At 53.9% G+C, this 15,260-nt stretch carries 12 protein-coding genes; 8 read left to right on the forward strand and 4 right to left on the reverse strand.

Going from position 1 to position 15,260, the window contains the following annotated elements; all coding sequences use genetic code 11:
• On the reverse strand, positions 1-460 hold a 460-nt coding region (locus tag PLF13_13405; protein ID HOP08272.1), incomplete at its 3' end, for a pyridoxamine 5'-phosphate oxidase family protein.
• Positions 461-602: 142 nt separating this feature from the next.
• Here PLF13_13405 and folP point away from each other — a divergent pair.
• From folP to mltG, 6 genes are all read left to right on the forward strand, one after another.
• Positions 603-1,484, forward strand: coding sequence for a dihydropteroate synthase (gene folP / locus PLF13_13410; GenBank protein ID HOP08273.1), 882 nt, complete (start codon positions 603-605; stop codon positions 1,482-1,484).
• Positions 1,481-2,242 (forward strand): diadenylate cyclase CdaA, encoded by a 762-nt coding sequence (gene cdaA / locus PLF13_13415; GenBank protein HOP08274.1) that lies wholly within the window; start codon positions 1,481-1,483, stop codon positions 2,240-2,242. Before folP ends, cdaA begins: the two co-directional genes overlap by 4 nt.
• Before the next feature lie 169 nt (positions 2,243-2,411).
• Complete coding sequence (gene lepA, locus PLF13_13420; GenBank protein ID HOP08275.1) at positions 2,412-4,214, forward strand: translation elongation factor 4; 1,803 nt, start codon at positions 2,412-2,414, stop codon at positions 4,212-4,214.
• A gap of 74 nt (positions 4,215-4,288) precedes the next feature.
• A complete protein-coding gene (locus tag PLF13_13425; protein ID HOP08276.1) occupies positions 4,289-5,545 on the forward strand; it encodes an asparagine synthetase B in 1,257 nt (418 codons plus the stop codon).
• A gap of 65 nt (positions 5,546-5,610) precedes the next feature.
• On the forward strand, positions 5,611-6,042 hold the full coding sequence (gene ruvX / locus PLF13_13430; protein ID HOP08277.1) for a Holliday junction resolvase RuvX: 432 nt from the start codon (positions 5,611-5,613) through the stop codon (positions 6,040-6,042).
• Positions 6,039-7,037 (forward strand): endolytic transglycosylase MltG, encoded by a 999-nt coding sequence (gene mltG / locus PLF13_13435; protein ID HOP08278.1) that lies wholly within the window; start codon positions 6,039-6,041, stop codon positions 7,035-7,037. The genes ruvX and mltG overlap by 4 nt, the downstream gene beginning before the upstream one ends.
• A 9-nt stretch (positions 7,038-7,046) precedes the next feature.
• On the opposite strand, the gene PLF13_13440 is transcribed toward mltG, so the two are convergent.
• Genes PLF13_13440 through PLF13_13450 form a run of 3 tightly spaced genes read right to left on the reverse strand, consistent with a single transcriptional unit; the run spans position 7,047 to position 10,390 of the window.
• Positions 7,047-7,586, reverse strand: coding sequence for a GAF domain-containing protein (locus tag PLF13_13440; protein ID HOP08279.1), 540 nt, complete (start codon positions 7,584-7,586; stop codon positions 7,047-7,049).
• A gap of 18 nt (positions 7,587-7,604) precedes the next feature.
• Positions 7,605-8,987: a sigma 54-interacting transcriptional regulator gene (locus PLF13_13445; protein ID HOP08280.1), complete on the reverse strand. Its 1,383-nt coding sequence runs from the start codon at positions 8,985-8,987 to the stop codon at positions 7,605-7,607.
• Positions 8,988-8,989: 2 nt separating this feature from the next.
• Positions 8,990-10,390: a hypothetical protein gene (locus tag PLF13_13450; GenBank protein HOP08281.1), complete on the reverse strand. Its 1,401-nt coding sequence runs from the start codon at positions 10,388-10,390 to the stop codon at positions 8,990-8,992.
• A 321-nt stretch (positions 10,391-10,711) separates the two neighbouring features.
• On the opposite strand from PLF13_13450, the gene proS reads away from it, so the two are divergent.
• On the forward strand, positions 10,712-12,235 hold the full coding sequence (gene proS, locus PLF13_13455; protein ID HOP08282.1) for a proline--tRNA ligase: 1,524 nt from the start codon (positions 10,712-10,714) through the stop codon (positions 12,233-12,235).
• Positions 12,236-12,491: 256 nt separating this feature from the next.
• Complete coding sequence (locus PLF13_13460) at positions 12,492-15,155, forward strand: hypothetical protein (GenBank protein HOP08283.1); 2,664 nt, start codon at positions 12,492-12,494, stop codon at positions 15,153-15,155.
• Positions 15,156-15,260 lie beyond the last annotated feature (105 nt).

Genomic DNA, 15,260 nt, shown 5'->3' on the forward strand with positions numbered 1-15,260 from the left:
ACTCGTGGGCTTTGCCGGTCATGCGGTCGATCGTGATACGGATGATCCCCGTTCGTAGCAACGTCTTCTCCGGATAGGTCCAGCTTTTATCGCTGTACTGACTCATCAAAATATCGAGCGCCTCGGTCTTGCCGGTCAGATCATCATCGGCCAGAATTTCAGCCGTCCCGAACGCTATCACCGAGCGGTATTTCCAGCTCCACTTAACCGCCTCCTCCCCCCTGACCAGCTCGTGGTCAATATCGAATACCGCGCAGACTCTCGGATTGCGACGGATAATATCGAGCTTCCGCCCCTCATGGGCGCAATGGATATAGATAATGCGATCGCGATAGCCGAAATTGACCGGCAGAACATAAGGCTCCCCCTCATCGCACAGACCGATATGGCAAACTTCGGCCTTGCGGATGATCTCCGCTATAACGGTGGGATTTGTGATTTCGCGGTCTTTTCGTCGCATGGCAGATCTCCGGTGATACGGGTTTAACGTAAATCCCACAATATCTTAACAATAATGCGACAGCAAGTTGTTTGTGGAGCGTATATGTCTTTGTCGCTTGATTTTTGTCCATAGAAAGCCGTTATATAGAAACAGAGGCGGCATGAAAGAAAACAGCTTCAAAAAAAACAACGACGGCAACAAAGTCATTCGGCTGTCCCGCGGGCGTCAGATTACCCTGACCCGTCCGCACGTTATGGGTATCCTGAACGTGACACCGGATTCGTTCTCCGACGGCGGTCTTTATGCCACGGTCGACAAGGCGGTGGAACATGCCCTGCGCATGGAAGAACAGGGCGCGGATATAATCGATATCGGCGGCGAGTCGACTCGTCCCGGAGCAGAGCCGGTCGAGGAAGAAGTCGAGTTGCAACGGGTCATACCGGTGATCGAACGACTGCGAGATTTATCCGATATTCCGATTTCGATCGACACCTACAAATCATCCGTCGCCTCGGCAGCGCTCAAGGCCGGTGCGGATATCGTCAACGATATCTCCGCGATGCGCTTCGATACCAACATGGTGAGCCTTATGGCCAAATCCGGAGCGCCGGTGGTACTGATGCACATGCAGGGGACTCCGAAAGAGATGCAGATTAATCCGCATTACGATGACTGCGTTACGGAGATATGTGACTTTTTCGAGCGACGCATCAACCTGGCAGAGCAGCACGGTATTGCTCGCGAACAGATTATCATCGATCCCGGCATCGGTTTCGGCAAGCGACTCGAAGACAATCTCCATATTCTGGCCCGGTTCGGTGATTTTTGCCGATTGAAGGTTCCTGTGATGATCGCCGCCTCGCGCAAAAGTTTCATCGGGATGCTCCATGATTCCGAACGTCTCGCCAGCGACCGGCTGGGGGGATCGATTGCCGCTGCGGTTATTGCGGTTATGGACGGCGCTAGTCTCGTACGGGCGCATGATGTTCCTGAAACGGTTGAGGCTCTTAAAGTGGTACAAGGGGTGAGAAGCAAGCTATGACCTTGTTTCGGTATGATTTCATTTCGTTCGGCCTGAAGGATGCGGTCGACGTCATGATCGTCGGCTTCATCATCTATCAGGTTCTGAAACTGGTCAAGGGGACCCGCTCGGCCCAGATTATCGTCGGCCTGTCGTTGATCGCCCTGACCGCGTTCGTGGCTTATTGGTTCCAGCTCCAGGGACTGACCTGGCTCTACTCCACTCTTGCCCCGTTCGGCCTGGTGGTGCTGGTGATAGTCTTCCAGCCGGAGTTGCGCGGGGTTCTGGCGCAAATGGGTCAAAACCGGTTTTTCCGTCGCTTCATGGCGGTCCAGCACCGTAAATCCATCGAGGAAGTCAACCGGGCCGTAACTCGGTTGTCCGATCTCGGCTACGGCGGACTGATCGTGATCGAACGCAACACCGGTCTGCGGAATTTCGCCGAGTCCGGCAAAATGATCAACTCCGAAATCTCCTGGGAATTGCTGGTAACATTGTTTACCCCCTACACCCCTCTCCACGACGGCGCCGTGATCGTTTCCGGTGATCTTATCGTGGCCGCCGCGGCCTCATTGCCGTTGACCTCCAACATGCGTTATCGCAAGCTGTTCGGCATGCGCCATAAGGCGGCAATCGGGGTTTCCGAGGTTTCCGACGCGGTCGTGGTCGTGATCTCCGAGGAAACGCACAAAATATCAATCGCCTACAACGGTATCCTCGATGCGGATATCAACAAAACCGACTTCCGCGCCAAACTGGAAACATACATGGCGAAATAGCGTTTTTTGGGTTATCCGATAAATCCTTATAAACGTCTGTCGTAACCAACTCCATTTGACAAAATGATCCCCCGGCGGTATCTTCGCCTGCCTGTGGGCAGCATTTTCGGTCGCCTGACGGATTCCTCACAACCTGCCGATATGTCTGACCAAAGCGGAAAAAGAAAACATGAGCAAGCTGAGTCACATTCGTAATTTCTCGATTATCGCCCATATCGACCACGGCAAATCGACCCTGGCCGACCGGATGCTCCAGCTTACCCGGACTATCTCCGACCGCCTGATGAAAAACCAGGTGCTCGACACGATGGACCTCGAGCGGGAGCGCGGCATTACGATCAAAGCTCACGCCATCCGGCTCATGTATCGCGCCCAGGACGGGATCGATTATATGTTCAACCTGATCGACACTCCCGGCCATGTCGATTTCACTTACGAGGTCAGCCGAGCGCTGTCCGCCTGTGAGGGAGCGATCCTGGTGGTGGATGCTTCCCAGGGAATCGAAGCCCAGACTCTGACCAATCTCTACCTCGCCATGGAAAACGACCTGGAGATTCTTCCGGTGGTCAATAAGATCGACCTGCCCAACGCCCGTCCCGAAGAGGTCACGGCGGAAATCGTAGACCTGATTGGTTGCAAACCGGAGGAGGTAATCCCGGTGTCGGCCAAGGCCGGAATCGGGGTTGATCGGTTGTTGGAACAGATCGTAAAAGTCATCCCGCCGCCGTCCGGTGATCCCGACAAACCGCTTCAGGCGATGGTGTTCGACTCGGTGTTTGACAGCTATCGCGGGGCGATGCCGTTCATTCGGGTAATCAACGGCCGCTTGAAACCCGGCGATAAAATTCGCTTTTTTGCCACCAAGCTTACTTATGACGTGGACGAGGTCGGATTCCGGCGACTGGAGGGATACCCAACCTCGGAACTGGCCGCCGGTGAAGTCGGTTATTTTTACGCCTCGATTAAAAATGTCGGCGACACTCGTATCGGCGACACGATTACGACCGTCGACCGACCGGCCGACAAACCGCTGCCGGGATTCATCAATGTCAAACCGATGGTCTTCTCGGGCATCTACCCGGCCGTGGCGGAAAATTTCGCCGAACTGCGGGACGCTCTGGAAAAACTGAAGTTGAACGACTCCTCGCTCGATTTCACTCCGGAATCCTCGGTAGCGTTGGGATTCGGTTTCCGGGTGGGATTCCTCGGTCTGCTGCACATGGAAATCGTAACCGAACGTCTCGCCCGCGAATACGATCAGGTCACGATCAACACCGTCCCGAACGTACAATATCGGGTGCACAAAACCGATGGCTCGATCATTAATGTCGACTCGCCCGCCGGCATGCCGCCGGCATCGGAGACGGAGTTTATCGAGGAGCCGTACGTCAAATCACAGATCATCGTCCCGGCCGAGTATATTGGGGCGATCATGCGCCTCGGTACGGAGCGCCGAGGTGAATACAAAACAACCGAATATCTCACCACCAGCCGGGTCAGTATGACGTATGAGTTCCCCCTGTCGGAGATAATTTTTGACTTCTACGACAAGCTGAAATCGGTTACCCGCGGGTATGCCTCGTTTGACTATGAAATCCCGTTTTACAAGCGGTCCGATGTCGTTAAACTCGATATTCTCGTCAACGGCGAATCGGTCGATGCCCTCTCGGTTATTATTCATCGCGACAAAGCCTATCGCTGGGGTTTGAACCTGAACGAGAAGCTGCGCAAGCTGATCCCGCGCCAGATGTTCGAGGTGGTGTTGCAGGCAGCTATCGGCGGCCGCATTATCAGTCGAGCCACGGTGCGGCCGCTGCGTAAGAACGTCACGGCCAAATGTTACGGCGGTGATATTACCCGAAAGAGAAAGCTCCTCGAAAAACAGCGCGAAGGAAAACGCCGTATGAAGCAGGTCGGATCGGTTGAAATTCCTCAGGAAGCGTTTCTGGCCGCCCTTCAAATCGAACGGTAGGGGAAATTTAGAAATGGTCCGCCGGCAAAAACAAATGTTGCCCGATTGTTCTTATTTCTTAGTATAAAACTAATATGAAACTCGTTACGATTATAATCACGCTCCTGCTGGCCGCCAATTTGTCGGCCACCTCCCTGTTGATCCCGATGGATCAGACTCAGACCGATCACCTCAAAGCTTATGGTGTAACGTTCAAGGTTCTCCAGCAGGGACAAACGGCCCAATGGCTGCTTAACTACCGTAACGGATCGTTTTTGCTCGACCGGACCGAAGCCACTATGAGTATGTGTCTGATGATGGGTGTGAATTACGAGGAGGTCACCTCCGGCCAGGTGGCCGATATCATGCGTCAGATCGAAGTGGAAAACATGGAGCGAGTCGAACTCCGGAAAGCCCCCAAGATAGCCGTTTACTCTCCACCGTCGAGCCAGCCCTGGGACGATGCCGTGACTCTGGCGCTGACCTATGCTGAGATCGCCTATGATGTCGTTTGGGATGAGGAAGTCCTTGCCGGGGAATTGGAGAACTACGACTGGCTGCATTGCCACCACGAGGATTTCACCGGGCAATACGGCAAGTTCTACGGTGCCTATCGCAATGCCGTCTGGTATCAGGCCGATGTGGAAGTAAACGAACAAATGGCAGCCAAGCTGGGTTATACCAAAGTTTCGGACATGAAACTCGATGTCGCCCGTACGATCTACGATTACGTCCGACGCGGCGGCTTTTTGTTCAGCATGTGCTCCGCACCGGAGACGATCGATATCGCTCTGGCGGCCGAAAACACCGACATCGTTCCGAGAGAGTTCGACGGGGACCCGGTCGATCCCGATGCAATGAGCAAGCTGGATTACAGTAAAACGTTCGCTTTCGAGAATTTTACCCCTGACTTCAATCCTTTGCAATACCGTCACAGCGATATCGACACCTACCCCGACCGCCTGGTTCGTTTCGTCAACGAAGATGACGACTTTTTCTACTTGTTTGATTTTGCGGCCAAGCTGGACCCGGTGCCGACCATGCTCACGCAGTGTCACACCAACACCGTCGACGGGTTCATGGGTCAAACGACCGGATTTCGTAAATCATTACTCAAAAAATTCGTAGTCGTGCTGGGACAACCGGATAATTACGACGAAGTACGTTACATCCACGGGGACCTCGGCCGGGGGACGTTTACGTTCCTGTCCGGCCACGACCCGGAGGATTACCGACACATGGTCAACGATCCGCCGACTGATCTGAAATTGCATAAAAACTCCCCCGGTTATCGACTGCTTCTGAACAATGTCCTCTTCCCGGCCGCCGAGAAAAAAGAACGTAAGACCTGATCCGGCTGTCGACTTCTCGATTCATTCTTTTTGACAGATCAATCTCAACAGCCTACCTTGGCGGCATGATTTCCGATCCCGACAAAACATATATAGGTATCGACTACGGCGAACGTCGCATCGGTCTTGCCAAAAGCGATCCGACCGGGTTGATCGCCTCAGCGCTGGTGACGCTCGAGGTTCACTCGCGAAAAGATGCTCTGAAGCAATTGCAGGAACAGTTCGCGGAACATCACCCCCGGGCGTTAATCGTAGGTTACCCTTTGCTCGCATCCGGCGACAAGAGTGAGAAATGTCGACAGATTGACCGCTTCGTGGAAGAACTGCGAAGCATCTACGAAGGCCCAATTCACCTGGTCGACGAACGTCATTCATCGCAGGAAGCGGCCTCGATCATCCATGCCCACGGCCAGAAAACCGGCAAGGATAAAAGACGTATCGACCGCCTGGCGGCGGTAATCATTCTTCAACGTTACCTGGATGAACAAACGATATGAATAAAATCACCGGTAAGATTACGGTTTTAGCTCTGATAGTTATCGCGATCGTTATCGTCTGGGCAGCCTATGGATATTGGTCGACGGTCGACCTCGGCAACAGAAACGTTTCGTTAATCGTTGCCCCCGGTGACGGCTTCAGCGCTACGGCCAATCGGCTGGTAGATTCCGGGGTCGTTGCCGGATCTTTCTGGCTTAAACTGCCGGCGCGACTGACGGGCGTTGACCGCAAACTCACCCCCGGTCGTTACGATTTCACCGGCAAGAATTCATGCGCTTCGGTTCTGGAAATCTTTCGTAAATCCAATTTCGTGCGGATCAAGCTGACCGTCCCGGAGGGAGCCACGATCCGGCAGGTTGCCTCACTCGTGAGCCGAGCCCTGGAACTGGATTCGACCGAGTTCGTATCGCTCAACGATGACCGGAATTTCCTTTCGGAACTGGGCCTGCCGTCGGTTGAGGGCTACCTTTTCCCCGAGACCTATTTTATCCCGTGGGGCAGCGAAGTACGTGATGTCGCGGCGGAAATGGTGCTGATGTTCCGTGCTCAAACCGATTCGCTGCAAGTGTACGAAACGCCGCTGGAGTTGGAATGGGAGGATGTAATCAAGCTGGCTTCGATCGTGGAGGCGGAAGCCCGACTCGATTCCGACCGGGACACGATCGCGTCGGTTTATCTCAATCGTCTGCGTCTGGACTGGAAACTGGATGCCGACCCGACCGTCATCTACGGCCTGGGGGGGCTTGATCGACCGTTGTACCTGAAAGATCTCGAACGCGAGACACCGTTCAACACCTATCTGCACAAAGGCTTGCCGCCGACGCCCATTAATTCACCGGGATTGGCTTCAATCATAGCCATCCTGCATCCGGCTGAAACCGATTACTTCTTCTTCGTGGCTGATAATCGGGGAAAGCATGTTTTCTCGCGTACCAACGCCGAGCACAATCGCGCTCGTGAGCGACTGCATCGCGAGGCTCAACAAAACCGCTGAAAGCGGCCGTCAATAACAGATTTTACGCTGGATCAGGGCGCCCAGTTGATCGGCCAGACGGTCGACCGTTCCCTCCTCGAACATGGCAAAAGCACAGGGCTGGGTCGATGAAAAACCCATCAATCCGAGCACGCGCCCATCGGATTTGAGCGGCTGCACCACGAACGACCTGGTGTCGTCGTCCAGCAGGAGTTTACGTTCGAAAAAATTCCCGCTGAAACTGCCGCTGAACTCCTCGGTGTAAATGCGCCCGTCCTCCGCCACCTTCTCAAGGAGAGAGGCCTCGGTCGGGAGATTCAGCGCGAGGCCGTCGCGGCCAAAGCCGCGTTGCCAGGTTGAAATAGCCGCCAGTTTGCCGTCCTGATCGTGACGCAGTACCAGCACCCCTTTGTCGATATCGTACTTCTTGCTCAACTCACGCGTGATCGAGAAGAATGTCTCGGACAAATCGCCGCGATCCCGAAAACGCGGCTCGCGCGACGGACCATCTTCTTCGGCCAGCACCGGCAAGGAAGCGATATCGAAAGTTCCGTCCTTCAGATCATTCATCGTTGCTTATACATCCCCCTAGACGTTTTCGAGTGATGAACTTCGTGTCAGTTTGTATTTCTTCACCTTGCGCCAGAGGGTGGTACGACCGATACCCAGCTCTTGTGCGGTTTGGGTGAAATTCCAGTCATTTTCGTCGAGAGCCTGTTCGATCACCGAACGTTGATTGGTATCGAGTAGTCCGCGTTTGCCTCGATCCACCACTCTCGTATTCATGACATCATAATGTTCCTCGATCGAAGGTCCCTCCACCCCGAGGAAAGTGATATCGCGCACATCGAGGGTATCGTCTTTGCAAAGCGTGGCCGCTCGGCGCAGGCAGTTTTCCAATTCGCGAACATTGCCGGGCCAGGAATAAGCCAGCAGGCGGTCAACCGCTTCACGAGTGATGAACAGCGTGGGTCGGTCAAGGTCTCGACAAATACGACGCAGAAAATAATCGGTCAGGATTTCGATATCCTCGCTTCGTTCGGCCAGCGTGGCCATTTTGATCGGGATCACACTCAACCGATCGAGTAATCGTTGTTCGAACTCGCCGTCCCGAACCATTGAGGTCAACACCTGGTCGGTCGATGAAATCACCCGCACATCAAGTTTGCGTCCCGCTTCGGCATGTCCCTCCGGCAGACGGAAATCCTGAAGGAAATCAGCCAGCACGGTTTGCATATCGAGCGGTACCTGGCTGACTTCTTCGAGCAACAACGTACCGCCGTCGGCCTGTTCGACAAGGCTCTTGCGACCGGACATCGGCAGGTCATCGTCCTCGATCCCGAACAAGTCCCGTTTCAACAAACGAACCGGGACCGCACTCAGATCGATCGATACGAACGGTCCGTTGCGTCGCTCGGAATGATGGTGAATGGCATGCGCCAGCAATTTCTTACCGGTGCCGGGCCCTCCCTGAATAAGCAGGGCAATATCGGTTGGGGCCAGGCGTGCGGCGGTTTCTTTGAGTTGTTCGATATGTTTGGAGATACCGACGATATTATCGAACCCATAAGATTGCGCCACCGTCTCGCGCAATTGTATCACTTCGCGATTGAGACGGATATTTTCCAGGGCCTGATCGACAATCAGCTCAAGATCGTGTGCTTCATGATTAAATCCAATCGGCCGCAATTGCCAACGATGAGTTACGTCAGGAATGTCGTCGCTCAACAGCAACGTCTCGGAAAACAGGTCCGACACGATTCGGCCGGAAGTCTGAAGAGCTTTGATATTATCAAGCTCCTGCGAGTCGGTAAGAACTATATCGACCGGCAGTTTCTGCTTCTCTTCGAGGCTTTCGATCGTAACAATCGTACGTCCTGGTCCCCGAAGTGTTTGTACAAGTTGTTGATTCGAGTAATTTTGCCGACAGGCAATTAGTATTGTCTGAGTTGTCTTTCTATCGTCCAACATATCTATGCCGTCTGCTTGAAATTGAGTTTCGTCTTAACGTTTATGCGAGGTTGCTCCGACTCCACCATGTCAATCCCCAGTTTGTCGGCCATACGACGCGCCAGGTCATGAAGGCATTCCTGTCGATCCTGATCACCTTTTCCCGGATTCTCGGTAACGAGCGAGATCGAAACCGGTTTCGTGGAGCCATCGCCGGTCACCTTTACGACCGTCACACCGGCGGTCCCGTGGCAGGCGAGATGTCCTCCCAGCGCAGATTTGATCAACACAACCAGAGCTTCACCGGGAGCTTCAACCGACAGATTGGGCTGATGCATCTCCACCGCGACTCGACCGCTGGGGCGCAACCAGGGATCAATCTGTTCGCAGGCGGCCTCGATAGCATTCGCGACACTTACCCGGCTAACCGGGAGACGGTCACAATCGAACAGGATCGATAAATCATTCAGCCTGTCGATCAACACTCCGGCATGATTCTCGATCTGCTGCAGTTCTTCCTGGGATTCTTCAGAATAGACCATCTCTTCAAGCCTGCCGACACCGTCGGAAATATCCTGAAGACGATTACGACAATCAGCCAGGAGCGGCGACTGCGACAATCCCGAACCGGTCGGGGCCGACTCCTTCTTCACCGTTAAGGTCAGAATCGTTACCGGCACCGGCGCCTGGTCGATATTCCGGAGCGTCAACTTGCGACCGGGAATCAACTCGGCCAGCAGATTTTCGAGCTGGTCAAAAGTTCGCCCGATCAGGCGATTTTCAGCCTTCGGGAGAATCTGGGCGGCAGCCGGACTGAGGTCGATCACTCTGCCGGAGCGACCGGCCAGAAGCAACTCAGCCTTGTTATCGACCCAGGTCAGGTCGGCCGCACGGTTGAGTGTCAGCGCCGTTGCGAATCCTTCCCGGAAGCGGCGGATCACATCGCCGAACTGCTGATCCAACAGGTCTGTCTGTGCCGATCTTTCGGGACCGAACAAACCCAGCACCAGCGGACCTCGCTCATTTTCACCGATCACGGCCGTGCGTATCTCATAGCTTTGTCCGGCCAAGGAACCGTGCTGAGGACGATAGCGATGTGAGAATTGAGCCATGCCGCCCTGAGTTACGGCAGCATCGATCAGCTCCAACGGAAAGAGAGGCAAATCCTGCGGATGCAGATAATTGTCCCCCTGTACCAGGAAAGTCAGATGATCGCGCGGGGCAATAGAATCGAGCCAGGCCATTTCCGGCTCAGTCAGTCGACCGCGACGAGTCAGACCGAGCATGAGCAGTGTTACCTGCTCCGTATCGCTCACGACGAGCGATTCGGCGGCACCACGCAGATCGGCCGTTGACCAGGCCGTGTCCGCAAACGCCGCTTCATTTTGAAACTCAAACGTATCCATGTTTCCCTGTCGTTTCATTTTGCAACATCTACTTATTTCATCGGCCCGCCGATTAGGGACTTTAGCGTTTGTAAGGGGAGATTTTGGAGAATTCTGCGCAGGCTGATATCCAGCGGTGAAACAAGCCCCCCGGCTAAGCGTCTGAAAATCCCCGCCCTCACGTAGCAGGCGGCTTCGTGTCGCCCGTACTCCGTTCGCCCGGATCGGTTTTTTTCGTTGTCTGAACCGGCTTTGCATCTTATAGTCGAGTCTAATCGAACCGGGCGGGAACTGGCCGAAAAAGCCCTGGGGCTGTCGGAGACTTCCGCCGCCAAACTCAAACCGACGTTGGACCGAATCGTGAGCGCAAAGAAACAGCAGACAGCAATTTCACCGACTCGTGAAGATGATTATCCCGAGTGGTATCAGCAGGTGATCAAAGCAGCCGATATGGCCGAGATGTCGCACGTCCGCGGCTGTATGGTGATAAAGCCCTGGGGCTATGGAATCTGGGAGCTGATAAAAAACGGCCTCGACCAGCGAATCAAAGAGACCGGACACGAAAATGCTTATTTCCCGCTTTTCATTCCCCTGAGTTTCCTTGAAAAAGAAGCGGGGCATGTCGAGGGTTTCGCCAAGGAATGCGCCGTGGTAACGCATCACCGGCTGGTGGAAAAAGACGGACGACTGGTCCCGACCGGCGAACTGGAAGAACCGCTGATCGTGCGTCCGACTTCGGAGACGATCATCGGACGGTCGTTCGCCAAATGGATTCAGTCTTACCGCGACCTGCCGCTGCTGATTAACCAGTGGGCCAATGTCGTTCGCTGGGAAATGCGCCCTCGGATTTTCCTTCGCACGACCGAATTTCTCTGGCAGGAAGGCCACACCGCTCATGCGACTCACGACGAAGCGGTTAAAGAAACCTATAAGATGCTCGAAGTGTATCGTTCATTCGCCGAGGATGAACTGGCTCTTCCGGTAATTGCGGGTGAAAAAACTCCCGCCGAGCGTTTCCCCGGGGCGGTCAACACTTATTGCATCGAGGCCATGATGCAGGACCGCAAGGCGCTCCAGGCAGGCACTTCACATTATCTCGGACAGAATTTTTCCAAGGCGTTCGAGATCCAATTCTCCAACACCGAAGGCGACCTGGAAAATGCCTACACCACGAGCTGGGGAGTATCGAGTCGGATGATCGGAGCCGTGATCATGGTCCACGCCGACGACAACGGCCTGCGCCTGCCGCCGCGTATCGCCCCGAAGCAGGTGGTAATCATACCGATGCTTAACAAACCGGGCGAAGAAGATGTGATCATGACTTATTGTCGCCAGGTGGAGTCATCGCTCAAAGACCTGTACTGGAACGGTTTCCCGGTTCGGATATATCTCGATGACCGCGACATGCGCCCGATCGACAAAAAATGGCAATGGGTCAAACGCGGCGCTCCGATCCGCCTGGAGATCGGCCCTCGCGATATCGAGAATGACGCTGTTTTCATGGCTCGCCGAGATCAGTCGATCAAAGTAGCCGAAACGGTCAAGCGGGCGGAACTCGATTCCGTCGTGATCGACGCCCTTGGAGCCATCCAGCAGACTTTGTACGATCAAGCCAAGGTGCTGCTGGAACAGCAAACTTACCGGGATATCAACGATTGGGAAACTTTCGTGAAGTTCTTTACGCCCAAAGACGAGGAGAAACCGGAAATTCACGGCGGTTTCGTTCTGGCCAAATACTGTAACAATCCGGAATGCGAGGCCAAAGCGGCTGATATGAAAGTGACCATTCGCTGTTTGCCGTTCGAGCAATCGGGCACCGAAGGGAAATGTGTCGTTTGCGGCGCTCCGGCCACGACCGATGCCCTGTTCGCAAAATCGTACTAGTTTTTCAGGATCTGCTGACAGGCAGACCTGATAAACCGGAATTCGGAGCATAGGTGGTCGGGGTATTATCCCCGACCACTTCTCTTATCCCCCAACCGAAAACGCCATTAATCCTTGACCTCACGGTCAATTTTCGTATTTTATAAATGCGCGAAGGGTTTCATTTAGAATTCCAAATATCTTGCCAATTGGAGTGTGCTTCTTGAAAAAATGGCTCCAAAACCGGCAACATACCTCGTCAGGAGGGAGTGCTACCATGCAATACGTTAAGTATTTTCTGGTTGTTCTGGTCATGTTCGCTACGGCGCCGGCCTTGCTCGCCGTTGAGGTCTCCGACTTCATGGTAAATGAGGAAAACTATCCCGGTCTGTTTGATCAGGATATGGTCAACGCCGCGTACGACAACGCCGGCAACTATGTGGTTGTCTGGCGAGATTTTCGCGGCGACGATCCGGCTGTTTATTTTCAGATATTCGATCCGGACGGTCAGATCAGAGGCGGCAACATTCGGGTAGACGCAATGTGTTCAAACACGCGTAACCTGCCCCTTGGAGTGGCAATGAATGATGTCGGTCAAATTGCTATTGCCTGGTGGACTTCGTCGGGCGATGTACTGCTGGCACGTTACGACAACACCGGCACAGCTACCGACGATATAATACAAGTGTCGGGAATTGGTCAAACGATCAACTTCGGTTTCAATACTGCGGTGGCAATGAACAACGCCGGCCATGGTATTGTTTTCTTTTCTGCCGTCCCGGAAGGAGGCACCGTCCAGTACCTGATGGGACAGTATTTCGATTTTAACACAGGGACTGTCGGTGATAATTTCCAGATCGGCCAGAATCACAGCATCGACCCCGACGAAGCAACAATGGCAGCAATGACCGAAGGGGACGTGATCGGTTGTTGTTGGTTGGGAGCCGTTGACTACTACCCCTCAGTCCTCTACAGCCAGTTGCAATACCCCTTAACCACCGTTGTTCCGGAGACGCTAATTGACCTCGCCTACAATACCGAGGGCGTGGGTCGCTACGAAGTAGAACATCCGGTAATGGATATCAACTCCTCGGGACGAGTTTGTGTTGTCTGGACAGGGACGATGTGGGAAGAGATAGGCATGAATGGATACAGTTATGCCTACGACAGCACTCATGCCTGGGTCGCCGAAACCTCCGGTACAATCATCAATCCCCGTCAACCTGTCGCCAACAACACCGCCGCTCAATCGGCCTCCAACGGCGATCTTCTTACCACCTCGACCGGCTTCGTTCTCATTCGAGTTCTTAGTGCGACCGGCTTCAATATCTATGAAATGGACACCTATGGCTCGCCGATCGCCTCACCGATCGAGGTCTATCCCTCGGCTCCCGATGAGATTTTACCTTATATGGCGGCAGCCACAATTGGCGACAACACCTATGCCATTACCTGGCTGTCCGATCCGGGGACATTTTCGAACGATATCTTCACGCTGGGATACGAGATTGGCGTAGGAGAGTTATTTACCGCCCAACGAGTGCATGACGACATCGGTGCGACCCAAAACTTCCCGGTAGTAGCCTTCGACGGATCCGGAACAGCCCTCGTTGCCTGGATTGACTACCGTGAATCATCGAACGGCGATGTCTACGGCCAGCGTTATGATGTCTCCGGTAATCCGGTGGGCGTGAATTTTAAGATAAGTCAAAGCGATCCCGGTGAGGGCAATTGCAGCCAGCTTGAAATCGTATCGAATGAAAACGGCCGGCTGGTTGCCGTCTGGGTGAAACGACAGGGATTGGGCTATCGTTCTGTTGTGGGCCGAGTTCTTGACGGGGAAGACTTTGTCCCTAACGGCAATGAGTTCCTGGTATACGCGGGCGAAACCAGTTTGAGTTATTATTGGCCGGACGTCGGCGTGGCTCAGGACGGATCGTTTGCGGTGGTATATCGTAATCGCGACGAAGATGAAATCTGTAATGTATTCATGCAGCGTTTCAACTCCGCAATAGTTAAAATCGGAAGCGCCGAACAGGTAAACAGTTCAGTCGGTTATGAAATAGGACTGGGCATGGACGGGCTGTCGTTCCTCCTCTCTCCTCGAATTGCGATGCGTTCCGATGGCTCCTGTGCTGTAACCTGGATCGAGGGACAAGAAAGCAGTTGGCCCTGGGACGCCTATTACATAATGGGACGATTCTACGATTCTCAGGGTATTGCCGGCGGCAGTGATTTTACCGTCAGCGATGACATGTTCGGAGTGGTCAGTTCATCCAATGAGGAAATACCGCCTGATATTGCCGTCGATGATAACGGCAACTACGCTTTTGCCTGGACCGGCGGCTATAATTCAGAATACTATGGTCTCTGGGCTCGGGTGTACGATGCTTCGGGAACTGCTTTGAGCGATCAGTTCCGTTATTTCGAATATGATGAAGTCAATTACAATCCCAGCGCTCGTATCTGTCCCGGTGTCGCGGGTGAATTCGTGGGAGTCTGGTACACGGTCGGTGATGAGGATGAAAATACCTTTGCTCAGCGTTTTTCCGTTAGCGGTAGAATAATGGGTGAGCCTATCGAAGTATCGGCAGATCCCACCGGCGCCGTTCAATCTTATCCCACTCTGGCATCGTTCAATGGAAATTTCCTCTTCACCTGGGAAGACCAGCGAGCGGGGAATCTGAACAACGATATATACGCCAGTTATAAAACATACGGCGCCTTTGTAACCGTATGCGCCGATATCAACGGCGATTCCTCCGGTCCGGATGTGACAGACCTGGTATACCTCGTCGATTATATGTTCCAGCAGGGACCGGCCCCGATTTACATACCGGTCTGTGATGTCGACGGCAACGGTTCGGGACCGGACATTGCCGACCTCGTGTACCTGGTTAATTACATGTTCACCGGCGGCCCTGACCTCCAATGTCCTTGAGCGCCGCTGTTCGATAGAACATAAAGACTTATAGCGGGCTCTTCTGAGCCCGCTTTCCTTTGGCTCTCGGAGAACTTGTCCCGCTTTTGCCCTCTGTCCATTACC

The sequence above is a fragment of the Candidatus Zixiibacteriota bacterium genome, assembly GCA_035380245.1.
Classification (GTDB): Bacteria; Zixibacteria; MSB-5A5; order GN15; family FEB-12; genus DAOSXA01.

Coding starts and splice junctions, on each gene's coding strand:
- PLF13_13450 (HOP08281.1), bottom strand. CDS start 10,390: ATGAAACGACAGGGAAACATGGATACGTTTGAGTTTCAAAATGAAGCG.
- PLF13_13425 (HOP08276.1), top strand. CDS start 4,289: ATGAAACTCGTTACGATTATAATCACGCTCCTGCTGGCCGCCAATTTG.
- lepA (HOP08275.1), top strand. CDS start 2,412: ATGAGCAAGCTGAGTCACATTCGTAATTTCTCGATTATCGCCCATATC.
- ruvX (HOP08277.1), top strand. CDS start 5,611: ATGATTTCCGATCCCGACAAAACATATATAGGTATCGACTACGGCGAA.
- PLF13_13440 (HOP08279.1), bottom strand. CDS start 7,586: ATGAATGATCTGAAGGACGGAACTTTCGATATCGCTTCCTTGCCGGTG.
- mltG (HOP08278.1), top strand. CDS start 6,039: ATGAATAAAATCACCGGTAAGATTACGGTTTTAGCTCTGATAGTTATC.
- PLF13_13460 (HOP08283.1), top strand. CDS start 12,492: ATGCAATACGTTAAGTATTTTCTGGTTGTTCTGGTCATGTTCGCTACG.
- cdaA (HOP08274.1), top strand. CDS start 1,481: ATGACCTTGTTTCGGTATGATTTCATTTCGTTCGGCCTGAAGGATGCG.
- PLF13_13445 (HOP08280.1), bottom strand. CDS start 8,987: ATGTTGGACGATAGAAAGACAACTCAGACAATACTAATTGCCTGTCGG.
- folP (HOP08273.1), top strand. CDS start 603: ATGAAAGAAAACAGCTTCAAAAAAAACAACGACGGCAACAAAGTCATT.